The sequence below is a fragment of the Pseudomonas sp. FW507-12TSA genome (assembly GCF_058781435.1).
Genome location: NZ_JBYSWT010000054.1, coordinates 1 through 19,302, shown reverse-complemented (window position 1 = coordinate 19,302; position 19,302 = coordinate 1). Strand labels below are relative to the sequence as shown.

Annotated in this window: 18 protein-coding genes and 1 pseudogene; 5 read left to right on the top strand and 14 right to left on the bottom strand. The window is 66.0% G+C overall.

The genetic code is table 11. The features are described from left to right. Positions 1-106: 106 nt before the first annotated feature. On the bottom strand, positions 107-1,030 hold the full coding sequence (locus AC3WK8_RS31490) for a LysR family transcriptional regulator (protein ID WP_103327189.1): 924 nt from the start codon (positions 1,028-1,030) through the stop codon (positions 107-109). Between the two features lie 130 nt (positions 1,031-1,160). Between AC3WK8_RS31490 and lysA the strand changes: the two genes are divergently transcribed. Then, positions 1,161-2,411 (top strand): diaminopimelate decarboxylase, encoded by a 1,251-nt coding sequence (gene lysA, locus AC3WK8_RS31485; protein WP_103327191.1) that lies wholly within the window; start codon positions 1,161-1,163, stop codon positions 2,409-2,411. A 264-nt stretch (positions 2,412-2,675) separates the two neighbouring features. Beyond that, entirely contained in the window at positions 2,676-3,101 is a 426-nt protein-coding gene (locus tag AC3WK8_RS31480; protein ID WP_103327192.1) for a hypothetical protein, read from the top strand. Positions 3,102-3,197: 96 nt separating this feature from the next. Here AC3WK8_RS31480 and AC3WK8_RS31475 read toward each other — a convergent pair whose 3' ends face one another. Next, complete coding sequence (locus AC3WK8_RS31475; RefSeq protein WP_492574098.1) at positions 3,198-4,487, bottom strand: methyl-accepting chemotaxis protein; 1,290 nt, start codon at positions 4,485-4,487, stop codon at positions 3,198-3,200. 120 nt (positions 4,488-4,607) lie between these two features. Further along, a pseudogene (locus tag AC3WK8_RS31470) lies at positions 4,608-4,955 on the bottom strand (cache domain-containing protein); the annotation flags it as partial. Between the two features lie 505 nt (positions 4,956-5,460). Between AC3WK8_RS31470 and AC3WK8_RS31465 the strand changes: the two are divergent. Next, entirely contained in the window at positions 5,461-5,607 is a 147-nt protein-coding gene (locus AC3WK8_RS31465; protein ID WP_158091459.1) for a hypothetical protein, read from the top strand. 67 nt (positions 5,608-5,674) lie between these two features. Here the strand turns inward: AC3WK8_RS31465 and AC3WK8_RS31460 are convergent, their stop codons facing one another. The 10 genes from AC3WK8_RS31460 to AC3WK8_RS31415 all read right to left on the bottom strand — a co-directional run bounded on the left by AC3WK8_RS31460 (position 5,675) and on the right by AC3WK8_RS31415 (position 15,907). Continuing rightward, positions 5,675-6,091 carry a fascin domain-containing protein gene (locus AC3WK8_RS31460; protein WP_053138426.1) on the bottom strand — a complete coding sequence of 139 codons (417 nt, stop codon included), beginning with the start codon at positions 6,089-6,091 and terminating at the stop codon, positions 5,675-5,677. A gap of 203 nt (positions 6,092-6,294) precedes the next feature. Then, the gene (locus AC3WK8_RS31455) at positions 6,295-6,588 is read right to left on the bottom strand and encodes a DUF3144 domain-containing protein (RefSeq protein ID WP_022643608.1); all 294 of its coding nucleotides are present in this window, start codon (positions 6,586-6,588) and stop codon (positions 6,295-6,297) included. A 102-nt stretch (positions 6,589-6,690) separates the two neighbouring features. Continuing rightward, the gene (locus AC3WK8_RS31450; RefSeq protein ID WP_103327114.1) at positions 6,691-7,779 is read right to left on the bottom strand and encodes a M50 family metallopeptidase; all 1,089 of its coding nucleotides are present in this window, start codon (positions 7,777-7,779) and stop codon (positions 6,691-6,693) included. Positions 7,780-7,860: 81 nt separating this feature from the next. Continuing rightward, entirely contained in the window at positions 7,861-8,496 is a 636-nt protein-coding gene (locus AC3WK8_RS31445) for a glutathione S-transferase family protein (RefSeq protein WP_031321440.1), read from the bottom strand. Positions 8,497-8,532: 36 nt separating this feature from the next. Then, positions 8,533-9,564, bottom strand: coding sequence for an RNA 3'-terminal phosphate cyclase (gene rtcA, locus AC3WK8_RS31440; RefSeq protein WP_103327115.1), 1,032 nt, complete (start codon positions 9,562-9,564; stop codon positions 8,533-8,535). Positions 9,565-9,572: 8 nt separating this feature from the next. Next, positions 9,573-10,364 carry a nucleotidyltransferase domain-containing protein gene (locus AC3WK8_RS31435; RefSeq protein ID WP_103327117.1) on the bottom strand — a complete coding sequence of 264 codons (792 nt, stop codon included), beginning with the start codon at positions 10,362-10,364 and terminating at the stop codon, positions 9,573-9,575. A gap of 14 nt (positions 10,365-10,378) precedes the next feature. Then, positions 10,379-11,023: a hypothetical protein gene (locus AC3WK8_RS31430; protein ID WP_103327118.1), complete on the bottom strand. Its 645-nt coding sequence runs from the start codon at positions 11,021-11,023 to the stop codon at positions 10,379-10,381. Positions 11,024-11,039: 16 nt separating this feature from the next. Then, positions 11,040-12,380, bottom strand: a complete 1,341-nt coding sequence (locus tag AC3WK8_RS31425; protein WP_103327120.1) for a PBS lyase — start codon at positions 12,378-12,380, stop codon at positions 11,040-11,042. A 4-nt stretch (positions 12,381-12,384) separates the two neighbouring features. Continuing rightward, entirely contained in the window at positions 12,385-13,611 is a 1,227-nt protein-coding gene (locus tag AC3WK8_RS31420; RefSeq protein WP_103327121.1) for an RtcB family protein, read from the bottom strand. A gap of 745 nt (positions 13,612-14,356) precedes the next feature. Continuing rightward, positions 14,357-15,907: a TROVE domain-containing protein gene (locus tag AC3WK8_RS31415; RefSeq protein ID WP_103327123.1), complete on the bottom strand. Its 1,551-nt coding sequence runs from the start codon at positions 15,905-15,907 to the stop codon at positions 14,357-14,359. Between the two features lie 203 nt (positions 15,908-16,110). On the opposite strand from AC3WK8_RS31415, the gene rtcR reads away from it, so the two are divergent. Next, a complete protein-coding gene (gene rtcR, locus AC3WK8_RS31410) occupies positions 16,111-17,709 on the top strand; it encodes an RNA repair transcriptional activator RtcR (protein WP_103327125.1) in 1,599 nt (532 codons plus the stop codon). A gap of 120 nt (positions 17,710-17,829) precedes the next feature. Here rtcR and AC3WK8_RS31405 read toward each other — a convergent pair whose 3' ends face one another. Continuing rightward, positions 17,830-18,258: a PaaI family thioesterase gene (locus AC3WK8_RS31405; protein WP_085600678.1), complete on the bottom strand. Its 429-nt coding sequence runs from the start codon at positions 18,256-18,258 to the stop codon at positions 17,830-17,832. A 198-nt stretch (positions 18,259-18,456) separates the two neighbouring features. Here AC3WK8_RS31405 and AC3WK8_RS31400 point away from each other — a divergent pair, with 198 nt between their 5' ends. Beyond that, on the top strand, positions 18,457-19,254 hold the full coding sequence (locus AC3WK8_RS31400) for a DUF4349 domain-containing protein (RefSeq protein ID WP_085600680.1): 798 nt from the start codon (positions 18,457-18,459) through the stop codon (positions 19,252-19,254). The last annotated feature ends 48 nt before the right edge of the window (positions 19,255-19,302 follow it).

Here is a 19,302-nt window from a genome sequence, read left to right as displayed (position 1 = left end):
CCCTGGTGGCCCGCACCACCACGAGCATCGGCAAGCCGGCGGACCCACGACATCCACCGGCCTGCCTGCCCTCCCGGTGCTCACGCACCGGGATCCCCTCTCTTCCTTAGTGTCCGTCCACCAGGTCCTTGAGTTGCCCGGCCAGGCGCATCGCTTGCTGACGCAACGACTGGCAAAACCCTTCGACGAAACTCGACGAGGGTCGGTAATCCGGACGCACCAGCATCACTTTGTAAGGCACCGACAGCTCAAGCGGACGGATCGCCAGCCCCCTGCCCACCTCCTCCATGGCACTCAACGGATTGATGATCGCCACCCCCAATCGCTGGCGCACCATGGCGCACACCGAAGCGGCGTTGGTGGTCTCGATCACTATCCTCCGGTCAACCCCGGCCTGGCGAAAATGCTCGTCCAGGGTCTGCCGATAGATATCCAGGCCCGAGAGGTTGATGAAGTTCTGCCCGCCAAAGTCCGCCACCGACAATCGCGTCTTCGCCAGCAGCGGATGGCCCTCAGGCAGGATGCAGACCATGTCGGCGCAGAACAGCAAGTCGCCCTGGGTACCCCGGGGCAGGTGCTCGCTTTCAGTCAGGCCCAGGTCATGGCGCTGGGCGCTGAGGGACTCCTCCAGCAGCGGCGACTCCTGGGCGGTGATGCTCAGGCCGATGCCCGGGTGCCGGCTCTGGAAATCCTGGCATACCCGCGGCAGCAGGGCCTGGGAGAACAGCGGCAGGCAGCAGAGGCTCAGTTGGCCATGCTCGAAGCGACGTATCGATCGGGCCAGGCTGTTGATTCGCTCCAGGCCTATATAGGCCCGCTCCACCTCCTCCAGCAACAGCAGGGCCTGGGCCGTGGGCTGCAGGCGCCCGCCCTCGCGGTCGAACAGGCACAGGCCGGACAGGCTTTCCAGGCGCGCCAGCTCGCGACTGACCGTAGGTTGCGAGGTGAACAACAGGCGCGCGGCGCCGGTGACGCTGCCGGCCTGCATGATGGCGCGGAACACTTCGATATGCCGCAGGGAGATATCCATGGCGATAGGGCTCGTTGAATCGATCAACCCATATCAAAACTGAATCACTGAACAAAGAATAGATATTTTCTTGAATAGCCAGCAAACGGCATGCTGCTGGCACTTTCACTGACCACAGATTGCATTCGCCATGGCCATCCCCTTCTCCCCCGAACAGCTTGTCGCCGCCGCCCGCCAGTACGGCACCCCGCTGTGGTGCTACGACGCCGCCACCATCCAGGCGCGTATCGCCCAGTTGCATGCCTTCGACGTGGTGCGCTATGCCCAGAAGGCTTCGTCCAACCTGCACCTGCTGCGCCTGATCCGCGAAGCCGGGGTGCGGGTCGATGCGGTCTCCCTGGGTGAGATCGAGCGGGCCCTGCTGGCCGGCTTCAGCCCGACCAACGGCGGCATCGTCTTCACCTGCGACCTGTTCGACGAGGCCACCCTCAAGCGCGTGGTGGAACTGCAGGTAGAGGTCAACGCCGGTTCCATCGACATGCTCCGCCAGTTGGGCGAACAGTCCCCCGGGCATCGTGTCTGGCTGCGGATCAACCCCGGGTTCGGCCACGGCCACAGCCGCAAGACCAATACCGGCGGAGAAAACAGCAAGCACGGGATCTGGCACGACCAGGTGGACGAGGCCCTGGCGGTGATTCGCCAGCACAACCTGCACCTGGTGGGCCTGCACATGCACATCGGCTCCGGGGTCGACTACGACCACCTGGAACAGGTGGGCGCGGCCATGGTCGCGGCGGTCAAGTCCCTGGACCACGACATCGAGGCCTTCTCCATCGGCGGCGGCCTGTCCACCCCTTACCGCGACGGCGACACCCCGGTGGACGTGCAACGCTACGCCAACGCCTGGAAAGTCGCCCGCGAGGAAATCGAGGCCTACCTGGGCCACGGCGTGCACATGGAGATCGAACCCGGGCGTTTCCTGGTGGCCGAGGCCGGTTGCCTGGTCAGCGAGGTACGGGTGGTCAAGGATGCCGGCCAGCATCACTTCGTGCTGGTGGACACCGGCTTCAACGACCTGATGCGCCCGGCCATGTACGGCGCCTACCACGGCATGAGCCTGCTGGACGCCAACGGTCAAGCGGTCCAGCGCCCGCAACGACCGACCGTGGTCGGCGGCCCGTTGTGCGAGTCCGGCGACATCTTCACCCAGGACGATGAATGCCTGACCCCGCGCCTGCTGCCCCAGGCCCAGGTCGGCGACCTGCTGGTGCTGCACGATACCGGCGCCTATGGCGCGAGCATGTCTTCGAACTACAACAGCCGGACCCTGTTGCCTGAGGTGCTGTTCGAAAACGGCCAGCCGAAACTGATTCGCCGGCGCCAGCCACTGGCCGACCTGCTGGCACTGGAACTGGAACTGGAACTGGAACTGGGGCTGTAACTGGGCCTGGATCCCCTGTAGGAGCAGCCGGTCGATACTCGTTAACGGTAGCGCGTGCCTACGGGATAAACCCAGCGCTCTGACGCCATCGCGGGCAAGCCTCGCTCCTGCAGTTCCATCAACTGCTCGGCATCAACCTACCAAGGCGCCAGTTGCAGGCGTTCCGGCCGGTCGTCCATGGCGTCGTCCTGCTCAGGGGCACTGCACTGGACAGGCGCCGCCCAGGGTCGTAAAAAGTCCCTGCCCGCCCATCCCGAGGTTCTCATGCCACTGCGCCGCCTACCGCTCAAGCACCTGCCCGCCATCAGCGCCATCATCCTGGGCATGGCCCTGGCCATTGCCCGGGCCCTGGTGCCACTGGACTACTTCTGGGACAACTTCGCGGCCTACTGGCTGCCCCAGGCGCTGGTCCTCGGCCTGCTGCTCCTGACCCGCCCGGCCTCGGCCATGATCGCCGGCGCCGCCCTGGCGCTGGCCATCCACCTGTTGCTCTTCTGCCTGTGGATCACCACCGCGCAGGATGCCCTGGGCTGGATCTACTACCTGCTCAACTTCCCGGGCGCGGTGCTCGGCGCCGCCGCGGCCCGCTACCTGGCCAAGCGCCGCCCGCCACGCAGCGCCCTGGGCAGCGGCCTGCTGGGGTTCTTCGGTGTGGCGTTGGGCTTGTTGCTGAACTTCAAGCTGCAATAGCTGGCGTACAGCTGATTCGACGCCGGCGGGCCCGGCGGCGAAAAAGGCCGAAGCCGCCCGCCCGACCCTCGCTGGGGGGGGGGGGGGGGCACGGCTTCAGACCTGACCGTGACTGAGATCGGCCAGGCGTCCTGACAAGGCCTGCATGGCCTCGCTGACCTTGTCCAGGGCCTGGGCGTCCCGGGCGTTGTCTTCGCTGATGCTGTGGATACGTACCGCCAGCTCGTTGATTTCCTGGGTCACGTGGCTCTGCTCCTGCGCCGCCACGGCAATCTGCTGCGCCCGCTGGGAGATGTCATCGAAGCTGTTGACCGTACTGGACAGCGCATCCGAAGCCCCAGCCGCCTCGCCCACTGCCTGGCGGGTGCGTGACTCACCGGACTGGATAGCCTGCACCGCCTGGCGCGAGGCCTGCTGCAGGTCGTTGATCATGCCGCTGATCTCGTTGGCCGAGGTCTGGGTACGCCCGGCCAGGGTCCGCACCTCGTCGGCCACCACGGCGAAACCACGGCCCTGTTCGCCGGCCCGGGCCGCCTCGATGGCGGCATTGAGGGCCAGCAAGTTGGTCTGCTCGGAGATGGCCTTGATCACGTCCAGGACCGCGCCGACCTGCTGGCTGTCCTGCTCCAGGCGCTGGATCACCGAGGCTGCCTCGGCCATTTCCGTGGACAGCTGCTGGATCGACTCGCTGTTGGCCGCCACCCGCTGCTGGCCATCCTGCACCACCACCAGCGACTGGCGCGCGGTATCGGCGCAGTTGTTGGTGTTCTGCGCCACTTCCTGGGCACTGGAGGACATCTCGGTGATGGCCGTGGCCAGTTGGGTGTTTTCCTGGCGCTGCTGCTCGGCGCGCCGGGCCAGGGTGCTGCTCAATTCGCCCAGGCGCGCGGCTTCGCTCTGCAACTGGCGGGCTTCGCTGGCGATCTTCTGCAGCATCTGCCGCAACTGCCCGGCATAGCGGTTGACCGCGCCACGCAGGGCGCCGATCTCATCGGCCCGATCCACGTGCAGCTCGGCGTTGTCGGTGGCCTGGCCACTGCCCAAGGCATCGATCTGGCGGGTGGTTTCCTCGAGCTGGGCAATCAGCTTGTTGCCCGCCAGCCAGGCGAAGAACAGCAACAGGGCCAGCAACGGCAGGAGGAATACCAGGATCTCGGTGGTCATGGCCCGGGCCAGGCCGGTGACCCGCTTCTCCGGAGTCACCAGGCCGATGGTCCAGCCGGTGCCGGGCATGGTGAACAGGCTGACCCGCGCCGCTTCCTGCAAGCGTCCGTCGCGGTCCAGGTCGAGGCTGCGCACCTGGCCGGGACGCGCCGCGCCGGCCAGGGTCTCGGCCACCGGGCGCAACCAGGCCTGCTGCTTGCTCAAGGCGTCGAAGCTGAGCATCTGCGCGCCACCGCTGGCCTGGGCATCGGGGAAGTACAGGACGTTGCCGGCCTGGTCCAGGGCGAAGGCATAACCGCCGGTGACCGAACCCTGTTCCTTGAGAAAGCGCGCCAGGTCGTCCAGGCGCAGGTCGATGGTGGCCACCCCGGCAAAGGCGCCGCCCTGGCGATAGGGCACGCTGCAGGTGGTCATCGGCACCTGGGTCACCGGGTCCTGGTAGGCCTCGGACCACAGGCAGTGCCCGGCGGCGCTATTGCGCGCGCCCGTGTACCAGGCTTCATGGTGATAACCGGCGCTGCCGGCGGCGTTGTAGTCATCGGAATACACCAGCGAGCCCGCGTCGCTGCGGCCCCAGAAGAAGCTGCGGCGTTCCACGCCCGGGGCGAAGGCATTGGGTTCCGGCCAGATCCCGCCACCGGCGATGGCCTTGTCGTTCTCGTGGTCGATCACCTTGGGCGCGGTGGCCATGACCAGCTCCGGCTCCTTGGGCAGGCCCTCGACCATGTGCGCCATGCTCACGGTCACGCCTTCGATTCCCGCCAACTGCAAGGCCAGTTGACGGACGATGGCACTGCCGGTCTGTTCGATCAACGCCGAGCTCGCCTCCACTACCTTGGGTTGTCCCCGTAGGGTCATCACGGCAAAAACCGCCAACGCCGTGAACAGCAACAGCAGCACGCTGCCGAGGGTCAAACGATGAGACAGACGAACCGGAAGCAAAGCCATGACGAACTCCGTATCAGTTAGGCATCCCGACGTTATCGACCGCGACCGGTGTTCCCTTGAGAAAAGAGTGACATCGTTCACATAAATCTCGCTTCCGGCCAGGGCGCGCCCGATGCGTCAGCCTCGCCTGTTGCGCTCGCGCCGGCGGATCGCCGTCACTGTCTCACCGCCGGTACCCCCCCTTGGGGCCAGGGCCTGGAGCGCGGCACGGGTCTGCGGTTCGGTCGGATGCAAGGGGGGATCGACGATGCCCGGCGCCACCGCATTGACCTGGACCGGGAGCCGGCCAGCTCCAGGGCCAGGCAGCCTGACCTGCCTGGAGGATTTGCTGGCCACGGTGATCGCGGTGAATAACGGCGGCGAGTTGATGGAGGTCCTGGCGCGAAGCCGGTAAGGCCGAGCCGCAGGCTCGAGCCATAGAAGCATGGCCACCTGCGGCTTGAGCCCTTATCGCGTGCTCCTCAACCTTCGAGCACCAGCATGAACTGGCTGAAACGATCGATGCCGTCCTTGGACAGCTCCAGGCCCTTCTCGCCCATCCGCGACATCCACTTGCCGTTGTCGCCACGCAGGGATATCTGGCCGCTGGCCGTATCGATGGCGTAGGCGAACTGGCAATACGGGTCGATGCTGTCCTTGGACAGCTCCAGGCCCGTGGCCCCCATGCGCGACATGAACTTGCCGTTATCGCCCTGCAGGGCGAGCTTCTTGTCGGTGCCGATCTGCACCAGCACCACCTTGAACTTGCAGTACTGATCGATGGAACCCTTGGACAACTCCAGGCCGGTCGCGCCCATGCGCGACATGTAGTTGCCCGAGTCGCCACGCAGCGAGATGACACTACCGTTTTCGATGACACGTTGTGGAATGACGATCATGGTTGGCACTCCTTGCTGATTGGGTATGTCCTGCTTGCGGGCAGCGCCTGCCACTACCGGACGCTGGCCTCTGGTACAGGTGCAACGACCGGCAAGACGCGCCGCAAGCGAAGTCTAGTCGAGCCCCTCGGCAAGCCTCGGGACTCCTGGCAGGAACAGGACCAGCGGTTGGGTGCCCCGGCGCCAGGCGGCGCCGGCGGTCTTCACTCCGGCGAGCGGTTGGTGTACTGCGCGAAATTCTCGGCGTAGTCCGTCAAGTGCTCGTCGAGCATGTGGCGGAACTGATCGACGAAGTAGTCCAGCGTCTGTTGCTTGGAAGCGGCCATTTCCTCGGCGTCACGGCAGCCGGTGGCGCGGATGAATGCGCAGAAACGGGCATTGGCGTACATCAGCGAGGCGCTGACCTTGCCACGACCGCAGGTGGCGACCTGGGAGTTGGCCAGGTCGATGATGGCGTCGGCGCGATCGAAGAATTCGTGATCCGGTTCGTTGGCCACAGGTGGGTCCTTTTACTGGGTATGAAAACGAGGCGCCGGAGTATAAGAGCTTTGCCCGGCAAAACCGACGGTTTTCAGCGCCGCGCCAATCTCCCCCTGCCCCTACGCTCCGGGCAAGGCCCGCAGATGCTCGGCCAACAAGGCTTCGCTCTTGCCCAGGGACAAAATCACGCTGTCATCGGCCAGCCGCTGGACCTGCTCCAGGTGCGACTCGCCCCGCTGCCGGTCACCGTCGAGGAATGCCGCCAGGGCCTGGCCCCGCGGCCGCAACCAGGGTGAGTACCACTCGACCTCGGCGGTCAGCGGAGCCCCTTGCAGCAGGCTCACGTCACGTTGCTGGCAGGCACGGCAGAAGGCCAGTTCCGTGCGCAACAGATCGACCATCACCTGCAGGCCAGGCAGCTCCCCTGCCCGACCCTCCAGCAGCCGCTCCAGTTCAGGTTCCATCGCCTGCGCCGCCGCCCAGTCGCCCTGCTCTTGCCGGGCAGCGAGCCGGTAGCTGAAGGCGACCAGGGGCTGGGGCATGGCCGCCTGGTCCAGGTGTTCGAGGTCCGCTTGCGGCAACTGCCCACTGGTGACTCCGGCCACGCTCAGGGCCAGCAGTCGGGCGTAGGCCAGTTCCGCTAGCTGGTCATCACGATGAGTGAACCAGCGCCACAGCAGCAGGCCGTCGCTGGGCATGGTCCCCAGGGTCGGAATGAGATTGGCCGCCCCCAGCGCCAGGTTGATCGCGGCAAACCCCAGGAGCACCGCGCCGGCCAACCCAGGCCAGGCGAGCCCCAGGACCAGGGCGGCCAGGCCCGCCAGCAGGTTCAGCAATGGGCCACAGAACGCCACCGCCAGCCATTGCCCGCGCAGCGAGCGTTGCAGGTTGCTCGCCGCCATCACATAACCGCCCAGGCACTTGCGCAGGCGCAGCCGCCAGCCACGCCGTCGCGCCTGGAGCTCGAGGACGGTGAGCCGCATCGACAGCACCGGCATGCCCCACCAGCGGGCCGCCAGATAGTGCCCGGCCTCGTGCACGACGATGCCCAGGATCCCCAGCGCCAAGACCAGGAACAGCCCCAGCAATGGCCGGCCGCTGCTGGTGCCGATGACGAAGGTGGCACTGAACCAGCCGCTGATCACCAAGGCGCCTTGCACCATCAGCAGCAGTCGGTTCAGGGCCTTGGGCCAGTGCTTGCCATCCATTGCGTAACGTCCTCGAAGTGAACCTTGGGGAATCCGGGCGCGCAGACTGCCAGCTTTGCCCCCAACACCTCAAGCCGGCTCTCAGCAGGATCCGGGCCAATGCCGGGCCAGCACCGGGGCCACCCGGGGCTCGTGCTCGATGCGCTCGAGCAAGGCCACGAAGTGCGGCTGGCTGTGGCGCAGCGCGTCCCTGGCGCCGCCCCAACGCGACACCACCGCCGCCTGGATATCCAGGGCCCCGGGCGCGTCGCCCCCCAGGAAAGGCCGTGGGGTGAACTGGCGGGCGAACAGCTCCCAGGCGTGGTGCAGGCGTTGCCCGGTCGCCTGGCGCACCCGCGCCTCCAGCGCCGGGTCGGCATCGCTCACCCAACGTCCCGGGTAGTCGAGGATGCCGATCGCCGAATAGCAGTTGGCGGCGATGTACACCAAGCCACGAATGACCTGGGCCCGCGCCGAGGCCTGGGTCGGCAGCAACCCGGAATCGGCGAACTGCAACCCGAGGTGGATCAGGATCGCCGCGCTTTCCGTGAGGATGCTGCCGTCGGGCAGTTGCAAGGTGGGAATCTGCAACAACGGATTGAGCCGCTCCAGGGCATCCCGCCCCGGGCTGGCTTGCCAGGGCGCGGCCTCGATACAGCGATACGGCGCCTGGCAATACTCCAGGGCAATCTCCACCATGGCCGACCCCGTGCCCTGGCTTCCATACAAGTGATACATCTTGGCGACCTCCAGGTTGAGCGGGGCACTCTACGCCTATCGATCCCGGGAGTGACACTCCACGTGCAGCACCTGCTCGGCCACGGAGCGCGTCTGGAAGCGCACCGGCAGGAAGGCTTCGATCACCTGGATATTGCTCGCCAGATGATTGCTCAGGCGCGGCGTGGTGAAGCTGCCGCCACCGGCCAGGGCCATGGGCAGCAACAACTGGTCGGCCAGGCACTCGGCCACCGCCGCGCCGGAGGCCAGCCATTCCCGGGCCTGGTCGATGGCAGCATCGGCGACGCTTTCGGCCCGCAGGCCGTTCTGGGCGAAACCGCAGAACAACTCGGTCAGGTGCTCGTGGGCGAACTCCAGCAACAGCACGTTGCCCGGGCCGTATTGCTCATCCAGTTGCACGTCTTGCAGCTCCTCCCGGGACAGCCCCAGGCGATTGCCCACCCGCCGCAGTTCACGCTCGGCCACATGTTCCGGCAAGCCGGCACTCAGGGCCCAGGCCCGACGCCCAAGCAAGGCGCCACGCTCTTGCAGATGCACAGGTTGCAGGGTCGAAGGCCGGACCGACAGTTCCAGCTCGCCACCGCCAGCCGGCACGAAACCATGGCGCAGCAACTGCAACTCCACCTGCGCGCCCATGCGCCGCAGCTGCGGCAGCCAGGAGTGCTGGAGGAAGTCCGCCGGTGGCGCCAGGGGATTATGGGTGCCGCCGGTAACCGTCACCCGGCTGGGCTCCGGAGCCTGGAGCAACGCCGGCAGCAAGGTCTGCAACACCAGGGTGCAGCTACCTGCGGTGCCGATGGAAAAGCGGTAGTCGCCGCCACGGATCGGCCCCGGTTCGAATTCCAGCACCTGGGAGCCCAGCTCGGCCCCCCGGACACTGGCCCCGCACACCTGGGCAGCGGCCTGGACCGCCGTCAGGTGCTGGCGCATCAGGCCCGGGCGGCTGCGCCGGGCGCGTATATTGCCGATCCGCAGGGCCTTGCCGGTGAGCATCGACAGGCTCAGGGCACTGCGCAGTACCTGGCCGCCGCCAATGGCGCCGTCCAGCTCGATCACATCCTGTTTCATCATGTTCCTTAAGCGTAGTGCCGGACGGTGTCTCTCAAGTAGGCGTCCAGCAGGGCATTGTCTTCATGGGTGCACGCAAGCGTCGGCACCGGGCGCGCAAGCTCGGCGGCGATGAAGTCGTGGAGCACCGGGCGCCGTGGACCATGGGTGGCTTCAATGGCATGGCGCTTCAAGTCCAGCAGCTCATCCACCTCGTCCAGCAAGCGCCGATCATCGACGGTCTCCAGCAGCTCGGCGAAGGTCATGGGCGGTCGGCCCCGGCCCTGGTCGATCCAGCGCACCGCCAGTAACGAGCGCAGCACATAGCAGTACTTCTTGAACCGCACGCTGTCGCCCTGAAGAAAGTCGCGGAAGTTCTTCCGGGCCATCGACAGGTAGTGGTTGCGTGCCGCCGGCGGGCTGTAGAAGGCCTCGGCCAGCTCGCGCAAACGCGCGGTCGCAGTCGCCTCGCGGCGATACACCAGGGGCGAGTCGAGCCATTCCAGCAAGGTCGGGTTGGACTTGCGCAGCAATCCCAGGGTCTTGCGCAGCTCCCAGCCGCTGACATCCAGCTCATCGTCCAGCGGGCGCTCGATCACGTCCCGTGCGGCGTCCACCTGGATGAACCACTCGGGTTTCTCCACGTAGATGAAACGCACGTCGTAGTCGCTGTCGGTGGAGGAGAACCCCCAGGCCCGGCTACCGGACTCGCAGGCATACAGCACCTGCACATTGCGCTCGCGCTCGATCCGCGCCAGCTCCTCCAGGACCCGTTCGCGCATGGCGTCGTCCAGGGGGTGAAGTTCCTTGTCTAGTTGCATGTCCTGTTTCCTGTTCAATCGGTGGCACTGGCCATCAGCACCCCCAAGATCCGGCGTTCGGGGTTCCAGATGCTCAGGCACCAGGCGCCCCACCACTCCAGGCCCTCATCGAAATAATCGCTCCAGGCCTCGGTCGCCGCCGTACCCTCGACCTGCCAATCCAGCAGCAAGTCGCTCACCCAGTCGATCACCACCGGCTGCGCCTCGGGCTCAAGCCCCAGCAACGCCAGCCAGCGCTGGAAGATCGCCTCGGGCGGCTCACCATCCTCGGGGAAACGCGTTCGGTAAGGCGGGTCGATAAAGGCCTGGTACAAGGCCTGCGGACCTGGTAGCACACTGGCTGTACCCAGGCGCTGGAGCTCTTGCGCATCCAGCTCCCGAGCCACGGACCGCTGCACTTCCCAGCGCATCGGCGGCGCCTCGCCGAGATCGGCATAGCGCGGATGCTCCTGGATCAGCCGGCGCCGCGCCTCGCGGCGCTGCTCTTCTATCTGCAGGTACAAGGCGTCCAGGGCCTGGCGATGCAGATCAAGGTCGACACTGGCCTGTGGCGCGACGTCCAGCACCGCGAAATCGAGTACGCAGCCCGCCTCCTTCAATTGCCGGCGCAGGGCCTGGATCGACTCGTTGTCCTGCACGTCCAGCAGTGCTGGCAGCATGTTTGCTCTCCTTGGTTCATGGCAGCCACTTGAGCGAACCCGCCGGCAGTTCTCCGGCCTTTTCCATCATTCGTACCCGCTGGGTCAGCGCCTCGCGCAGTGGCTTGGGGGTCACCGGGTCGAACAGCGCATAACGCCCACTGCACCAACCGGCCAATTGCGCCTGCCAGTAGCTCGCCTGTTGTGGAGCCTGGTCCAGGCACCAAAGCAGGTACTCCAGCTGCCGCCAGCCCGGCTTGAGACTCAGCAGCATTCGCTGGCGCCATGCAGGCAACGCTGGCCAGTGCACATCCAGGTACTGCTCCAGGGCTTCGTCGAATACCGCCCAGGGTTGTTCGCGCAGCAGGCTGACCGCCATCTCGAAGACCTTGTCCGAGACATCGCCCAGGGCCTTGAGCTGCCAGGCCATGCCGCGCTCGCCCAGGCTATGCAGGGCCAGCAGACGAGTGTTCAAGGCCGGCGAGTCCAGGGCCAGTTGCACCATGGCATCGGCCCGGGGCTCTTGCAGTTCCCTGGCCAGGCCCAGCAGGCCCTGCCACTGCGACCGGTTCGCCGGCGCCGGTTGCAGCACCCGGGCCAGCAGCACTTCCCGTGGCTCCAGGCCATAGCGTGGCGCCGCCCAATGCCCCAGGCCACGCAGGGCCGCCGAGGGGTCGAGCAAGGCCTGGCGCAATTGCTCGCGCGGGTCGTCCAACAGCGGCAGCAACAAGCGCAGGGCCTTGACCCGCACGCTAGCGCCCGAGGTCCGCATGACCTGCTCCAGCAACGGCCGGGCTTGCTCTTTAGCCAGCTCGGCGCAGGCGTCCACCGCCATCTGCCGCACGCTGACCTCGCCATGGCCCAGGGCCTGGGCCAGCAGGGCCGGGCGATCCGCGCCACTGTCCAGCAACAGCTCGAAGACGAACCGTGCGGCCCGGCCCCGGCAAGCGGCAAAGGCCTGCTCGACCTTGCCTCGCACTTGCGGCAACTGCAGCACCGCTCGTGCCCGTTCCAGGGTCGCCCCGTGGCTGACCCGCTGCTTGGCGGTCAAGGCCAGCAGCGGACCGAGAACCTGCAACCACAAGGCGCCATGTTCAGGTACCAGGTACAGCTCCACGGCCGTAGCCGCCTCCTGGCGAACCTGGGGTACCCAATCGTTGAGACGCTCCAGCAGCACCACCAGGGCAGCAGCCGACGGCTGGCGGGCCAGGCGTCGTACTGCCGACTGGCGGACGAAGCCATTGCCAAAACCGCTCAGGACCAGCCAGGCATCGTGTTCGTCCCGGGTTTGCCAGACTTCGCGCATCCGGCCAATTTCGTAGTCGCTCAGTTGGTAGTGCCAATCGGGCGGGCACTCCAGCATATCCATGACATCCATCGCTCTACCCCTTAACGCATACCACCTGACGCAAGGTATGCAGTACTTCCACCAGTTCGCGCTGGGCGTCCATCACTTGGTCGATGTCCTTGTAGGCCATCGGGATCTCGTCGATCACGTTCTCATCCTTACGGCACTCCACATGGGCGGTGGCGCGGATCTGGTCGGCCAGGGTGAAGGTGTTCTTGGCCCTGGTCCGGCTCATGGTTCGACCGGCACCGTGGCTGCAGGAGCAGAACGCCTCCTCGTTACCCAATCCGCGGACGATGAAGCTCTTGGCTCCCATCGACCCGGGGATGATCCCCAACTCGCCCTTCTTCGCCGACACCGCGCCCTTGCGGGTCACCAGCACCTCTTCACCGAAGTGGCGCTCCTTCTGTACGTAGTTGTGGTGGCAGTTCACCGCCTCCAGCGCCACTTCAAAAGGCTTGCTGATCACCTTGCGGGTGGCCTGGATCACCAGTTGCATCATCAACTCGCGGTTCTGCCGGGCGAAATCCTGGGCCCAGGCCACGGCCTCGACGTAATCATCGAAGTGCTGGCTACCTTCCTCGAAGTAGGCCAGGTCGCGGTCCGGCAGGTTGGCGATGTGCTGGCGCATATCCGCCTGGGCCAGGTTGATGAACAGGTTGCCGATGGCATTACCTACGCCGCGCGAACCGCTATGGAGCATGAACCAGACGCGGTTGGCCTCGTCCAGGCACACCTCGATGAAGTGGTTCCCGCCTCCCAGGGTTCCCAGGTGCTGGCGGTTGTTGCTGTTGGCCAGCGCCGGGTACTTATCGGTGATCGCCTTGAACCGTGGATGCAGGGCCGCCCAGGCCTGGTCGGCCTGCCGTGGGATCTCGCCCCAGGCCCCCTTGTCTCGCCCGCTACGTGGCGAGGTACGACCGTGGGGCACCGCCTGCTCGATGGCGCTACGCAACCCGGCCAGGTTATCCGGCAGGTCGGAGGCGGTCAGCGAGGTCCGGGCGGCGATCATCCCGCAGCCGATATCCACCCCGACCGCCGCCGGAATGATCGCGCCCACGGTGGGGATCACGCTGCCGATGGTCGATCCCTTACCCAGGTGGACGTCGGGCATCACGGCCAGGTGCTTGAAGATGAAGGGCATCTTGGCGGTGTTCATCAGTTGCTGGCGGGCTTCGTTTTCCACGGGCACGCCCTGGGTCCACATCTTGATTGGCTTACCGTTGGCGACTTCCAGCAATTGGTAGGTCTTGCGTTCCATATCTTTTTACTCGTTCTTCCTGGGGCCCGAATCCGGGCCTTGTTATATCGGCAGCGCAAGAGCGGATTGCAGTCTTGCGCCGATGATCGATCGGGTGGCCGGTCATCCGGCAGGTCTTGGCGACAAAAAAAGGTGAAACATGCAGCCTGCTCTACCCCTGAGCTACCACCTTGCGGTGGGCGGGAATCGAACCCGCGACCCGGCTGTCCTGTAGTTCCACCGACATTCGCCGGGTCAATCGGTGCAGGCCGGGCCTGCGGGCAGCGACAAGGGAACGGGCACATTTGCTCTACCCACTGAGCTACAGCCTTGCGGCTGGCGGGGCTCGAACCCGCGACACCATGTAGTACCCGTGGCATTCGCTGCCATCCCGCCAAGGCGGGGAAAACCTGCGACGACAAGGGATCGATGAAACGATGCACTCGCGTTCTGGTGGTTGAACCACGGCGCCCTTTTCGAGCACCGGCGGGGCTTGCACCCGCATCTCGAGCCTTGGATGTAGTTCCATCGGCATTCGTCGCAAAAAACCGCAAAACAGGTGGCGCGACAACAGTAGTGGCTGATAGCCGGATTCGAACCGGCAAGACCAGGATGTACAGCCACCGGCATTCGCGCCCTCACCGGCCCTGACAAAATCTGCTGGGACGTCTTTGGATGTAGTCACAGCGGCATTCAGGGCCAATGATCAAGAAACTTCTGTGTGCGCCGGCTACCCGGCGCATGCTCCGACTCAATGACCTGGCGCTCAGGGCGCCAGGGCCTCGATGGCTTTCACCCAGTGCTGGCCACCGTAGTTGCCGGCGATGAACTGCTCGATCACGTCGAACACCACATCGCTGAAGCCACCAACATTGAGGATGTCCTCACGGTCCGGGGCCTGGGTGGTGGCCCCGGGTTGCATATCGATGCACACCAGCCGGGCGTTGGGGTTGATCGCCTTGATCCGCTCCCACTGGCGCATGGTTTCAGTGGCCCCATGGCGCCGGGCGTCGATCCACGACTCGTTGTCCGAGACCAGGATCAGCGTGTCCAGCTTGAACCGCGCATTGGCCAGCTGCGCCAAGGGTGCCGAGCAGTTGGTCCCGCCGCCACCGATAGCCGCCAGCTTCTGGGCGTTGGTCATCACGCTGTCCCGGGGATTGAGGCGGATATCCACCACTTCCCGCTCGAACGGCATGACCCGCGCCGTCGGCCGCTTGCGCAGGACCGCCGCCGCCACCAGTGCCGCCACGTCGATGCAGCGCACCGCTGTGGTGGCGCCCTGGCGATGGCCAGTGACCGGACTGTGCATCGACCCCGAGACGTCCGGGCATACCACGACCGAACCGCTGAGCGCCGGCACGTTGGCCAGGGACAGCTCCAGGGCATCCTGCAGCGCTTCACGTACCCGCTGCGGCACCTCCTGCCCCGCCATGCGGTAGGCCGCCAGCAGCTGGTACGGGTAGACCCGGGCCTTGGCCACTTCCTCGGCATCCGCCAGGCGCGCCGCCACATACTCCGTGCAACCGCGCACCTGGAACGCACCGTGGCGAGTCAGGGTGTTGAGGTTCATGCGCAGCCCCTGCCAGCCCATGTTGCGAGCCTGGGCGGCCCATTGCTCGGCGCTCAGGGTCTCGTTGCCCAGCAACTGGAACGGTACATCCGGCACCTGGGTGCTGGCCCCGCTGCGAAACGCCAGCAGCTCGCGGGTCAGCCCGGGCAGCGCCTGGACATCCACCGGCTTGCCGATCAGCCAGGCGAAGAATGCTTCGCGCCAGGCCTCGCGGGGCTTGGGGTGGACCATCTTGACCACATCCGCCAGCGACGGCTGGTTGCCGATCGATGCCTGCAGCAGCTGGCGCTCGCTGGCGTTGTTCAGCCAGTCCTGTACCAGGCGCTTGGGTTGCGAGCCCAGGGACTTGCGACCGGTCACGCCGCTACGCAGGATCTGCACGTAGTTGCGCAGCATCTTGCCGTTGTCCACCACCTGGGCGAACAGCTCGGGCACCTGGACCGAACGTTGTGCGGTCAGCGCCGCCAGCAGCAGCGCCGGCATGTCCTTCATATGGCCTTGCTGGCGAGCGTAGCGAGCGGCCTGGGCCACGAAGCGGCTGTCGACTGCACCCACCAGTTGCAACACGGCTTCCAGCTGATCCTCGGGCGAGGTGTAGAAGGTCGAGTTCAGGCAACCGGTGACCGCCAGCTGGGCCAGGCGATGCTTGGCGTCATAGGCGTAGGCCGGGGCCTGGGAGGCATTGCGGGTGTCGCTCGCCGGGGCTTTTGCCTGTTGGGTGTTGAACAGCTGCTGGTTGGCCATCTTGGCGTCTCGCTGGTTGTCTTGTTCGTTGCCAGAGATATTGCAGCCACCGTGCCAGCTTTGAATTTTTTATTGAATAAATTTTTAATTTATTGATTTTAAACGTATTTATTTTTCATCTTGATTTCTTCGGTGATTTTTCACGACAAACACCCCTCTGATTTTATATCTTTATCTATCGCAATTTATCCAAGGATATAAAAATGTCGGGCAAGCCCACGGTCGCCATCGGTTTCGTCGGTGCCACCCTCGATCGCGTCGGCAAGGGCGCCAACCGTTGGAGCCACTGGCGCCCGAGCGTGGGCTTGTGCCAGCAGCAGGATGTGCTGATCCACCGCCTGGAACTGATCCATGGCGTCGACGCCCGGGACATCAGCCTCGCCGGGCGCATTGCCGACGACATCCGCCAGGTCTCCCCCGAGACCGAGGTGCGCCTGCACCCCATGGAGCTGAAGAACCCCTGGGACTTCGAGGAGGTGTATGGCGCCCTGCACGACTTCACCAGCGCCTACGCGTTCGACACCGAGCGCGAGGACTACCTGGTGCACATCACCACCGGGACCCACGTGGCGCAGATTTGCTGGTTCCTGTTGACCGAGGCCCGCTTCCTGCCGGCGCGGCTGATCCAGACCTCCCCAGCCCGGCGCCGCGATCCGGGCGAGCACGCCACCGGCACCCATGCACTGATCGACCTCGACCTGTCGCGCTATGACCGCATCGCCTCGCGCTTCGCCCACAAGCGCCTGGAGGGCCTGGCCTTTCTCAAGTCGGGGATCGCCACCCGCAACCTGGCCTTCAACCGCTCCATCGAACAGATCGAGCGAGTGGCGGTACGTTCCAGGGCCCCGATGCTGCTGATCGGCCCCACGGGGGCGGGCAAGTCGTTCCTGGCCCGGCGCATCTATGAACTCAAGCGTGGCCGGCACCAGGTCCAGGGGCGCTTTGTCGAGGTCAACTGCGCCACCCTGCGCGGCGACGGCGCCATGTCGGCGTTGTTCGGCCATACCAAGGGCGCCTTCACCGGCGCCCAGAATGCCCGCGACGGCCTACTGCGGGCGGCCCACGGCGGCATGTTGTTCCTCGATGAGATCGGCGAACTGGGGCTGGACGAACAGGCGATGCTGCTCAAGGCCATCGAGGAGAAACGCTTCTTCCCCATGGGGTCGGACCAGGAGGTGGAGAGCGACTTCCTGATCATCGCCGGCACCCACCGCGACCTGCGCGGCCGGGTCGCCCAGGGCCTGTTCCGCGAAGACCTGTACGCCCGGATCAACCTCTGGACCTTCAACCTGCCGGGGCTGGCGGGGCGTCGCGAAGACATCGAGCCCAACATCGATTTCGAGCTGGAACGCCATGCCCGGGAGCAAGGCCAACTGGTGCGCTTCAACCTCGAGGCCCGGCGGCGCTACCTGGCCTTCGCCAGCTCCAGCGAAGCGGCCTGGCTGGGCAACTTCCGCGAGCTGTCGGCGTCCATCACCCGCATGGCCACCCTGGCCGACAGCGGCCGGATCGACGAGGCCCTGGCCCAGGAAGAGATCCAGCGCCTGCGCCATGCCTGGGGCCTGGAACAGGTCGAGGACGAGGTGCAACTGTTGCTGGGTGCAGATGTGGAACTGGACCTGTTCGACCGCCTGCAACTCAAGGCGGTGATCGCCGAATGCCGGCGCGCCGACAGCCTGTCGGATGCCGGGCGGCGCCTGTTCGGGGTCTCGCGCCTGGGCAAGGCCAATCCCAACGACGCCGATCGCTTGCGCAAGTACCTGGCGCGCTTCGGCCTGGACTGGAAACAGATCACCAGTTGAGCATCGCGTAGCTGCCCATGAATGCCCGCTGCAGGCCCTGTGGGCCTTGGCGCAGCCTCGCAGGCTCGACAGCGGCTACAAGGGCTGCGCACGAGCGCGCAGCGGCCGCGATGCGGCAGGTCAGGCCAGCGTCGGCGCCGCCTGCGGCACGGCGAACACGCCGCTGGCCCGCGCCACTTCGCGCTCGCCAACACTCAGCACCACGGTGGCGAAGGCGATCTGCCGCCCGCGCCGGGAATGCTCCAGGCGCACCTCCAGCCACTCCCCCACCTGCACCGCGCCCAGGTAATCGAGGTTCATGCTGGCGGTGATCAGCGGCAATGGCGGCTCGCTGGCGAAGGCCATGGCGTAACCCATGCCGATGTCCGCCAGGGTCGCGATGATGCCGCCATGCACGATGCCGCGACCGTTGGCGTGCCGCGCATCGGCGCGCAGGCCCACGCGCAGCCCGCTGCCACTGCCGCAGCCATAGACCGGACCGATCAGCTCCAGCAACGGACTGCTGCGAGGCAAGGGACTGAAACCCTGGGGAACATCCGCTTCACTCATGACAGGCTCCTTGAGCACCAGCGCAGCACCATCGCTGCGTACTGCCACAGATGTAGCGTCAATCCGCGGAGCGGCCTATCAGTATCAATCCCGGAAATTGCCGCAAATAAGTCACAACGCCGTCGTGGCCGCCCCAGGAAGGACGGTAAGATGCGCGCCTGCGTTCCCAACGCAGTTTCAAGCACCCAAGGAGCTCCCATGCAACATCAGGACGACCACCCTAACCGCCCTCGCCGCCTGGCTTTTGCCTTGCTGGGCGCGCTGGCACTCAGCGCCTGCTCTCCCAGCGACCAGGACAGAAGCGCCGTGGCCCTTGGCGGCGCCCAGGGCCAGGCCGGCGCCCAGTTGGCCTACGAACATGAGCTGACCCTGTCACTGCCCTCGGAGCAGATCGGCCCGCGCCTGGTGCAAACCCGTGAAGCTTGCGAACAGGCGAAGTTCGGCGCGTGCAATATCCTGCGCCTGGAACAAGGCAAATACCGCGCCCAGGTGGTACTGCGGGTAGTGCCGAGCGGCGTCGAGCCCCTGGTCGAGCAGGCCGCCGCAGGCGCCGAGCTGGGCGAGCGCATCACCAGCGCCGAAGACCTGGCCGATGCCGTGGCCGACGTGCAGCGCCAGCAGCAACGGCTCAAGGCCCAGCAGCAGCGGCTGGACGAACTGGCCGCGCGCAAGGACATCAGCGTCGGCGACCTGATCGCCTTGAGCAAGGAACAAGCCGGCATCGAGAATGACCTGCAAGCCCTGGCCCAGACCGCCGCCGGCCAGCAACGGCGGTTGGACACCAACCGCCTGACCCTGAACTTCCAGCCCAGCGACAGCGGCCAGCGCAGCTCCAACCTCAAGCGCGCCTTCAGCAACCTGCTGGACAACCTGGCCGACGGTACCGCCGAGGCCCTGGAGAAAGGCAGCTACGTGCTGCCCTTCGTGATCCTCGCCTTCCCCCTGGCGCTGTTGTGGGTCTGGCTGTGGCGCAAGTTCGTCCGTCGCCGCCAGTAACCTCGCCTACGCCTGGGCCTGGAGCGCCAGTTGCAAGCGCTCCAGGCC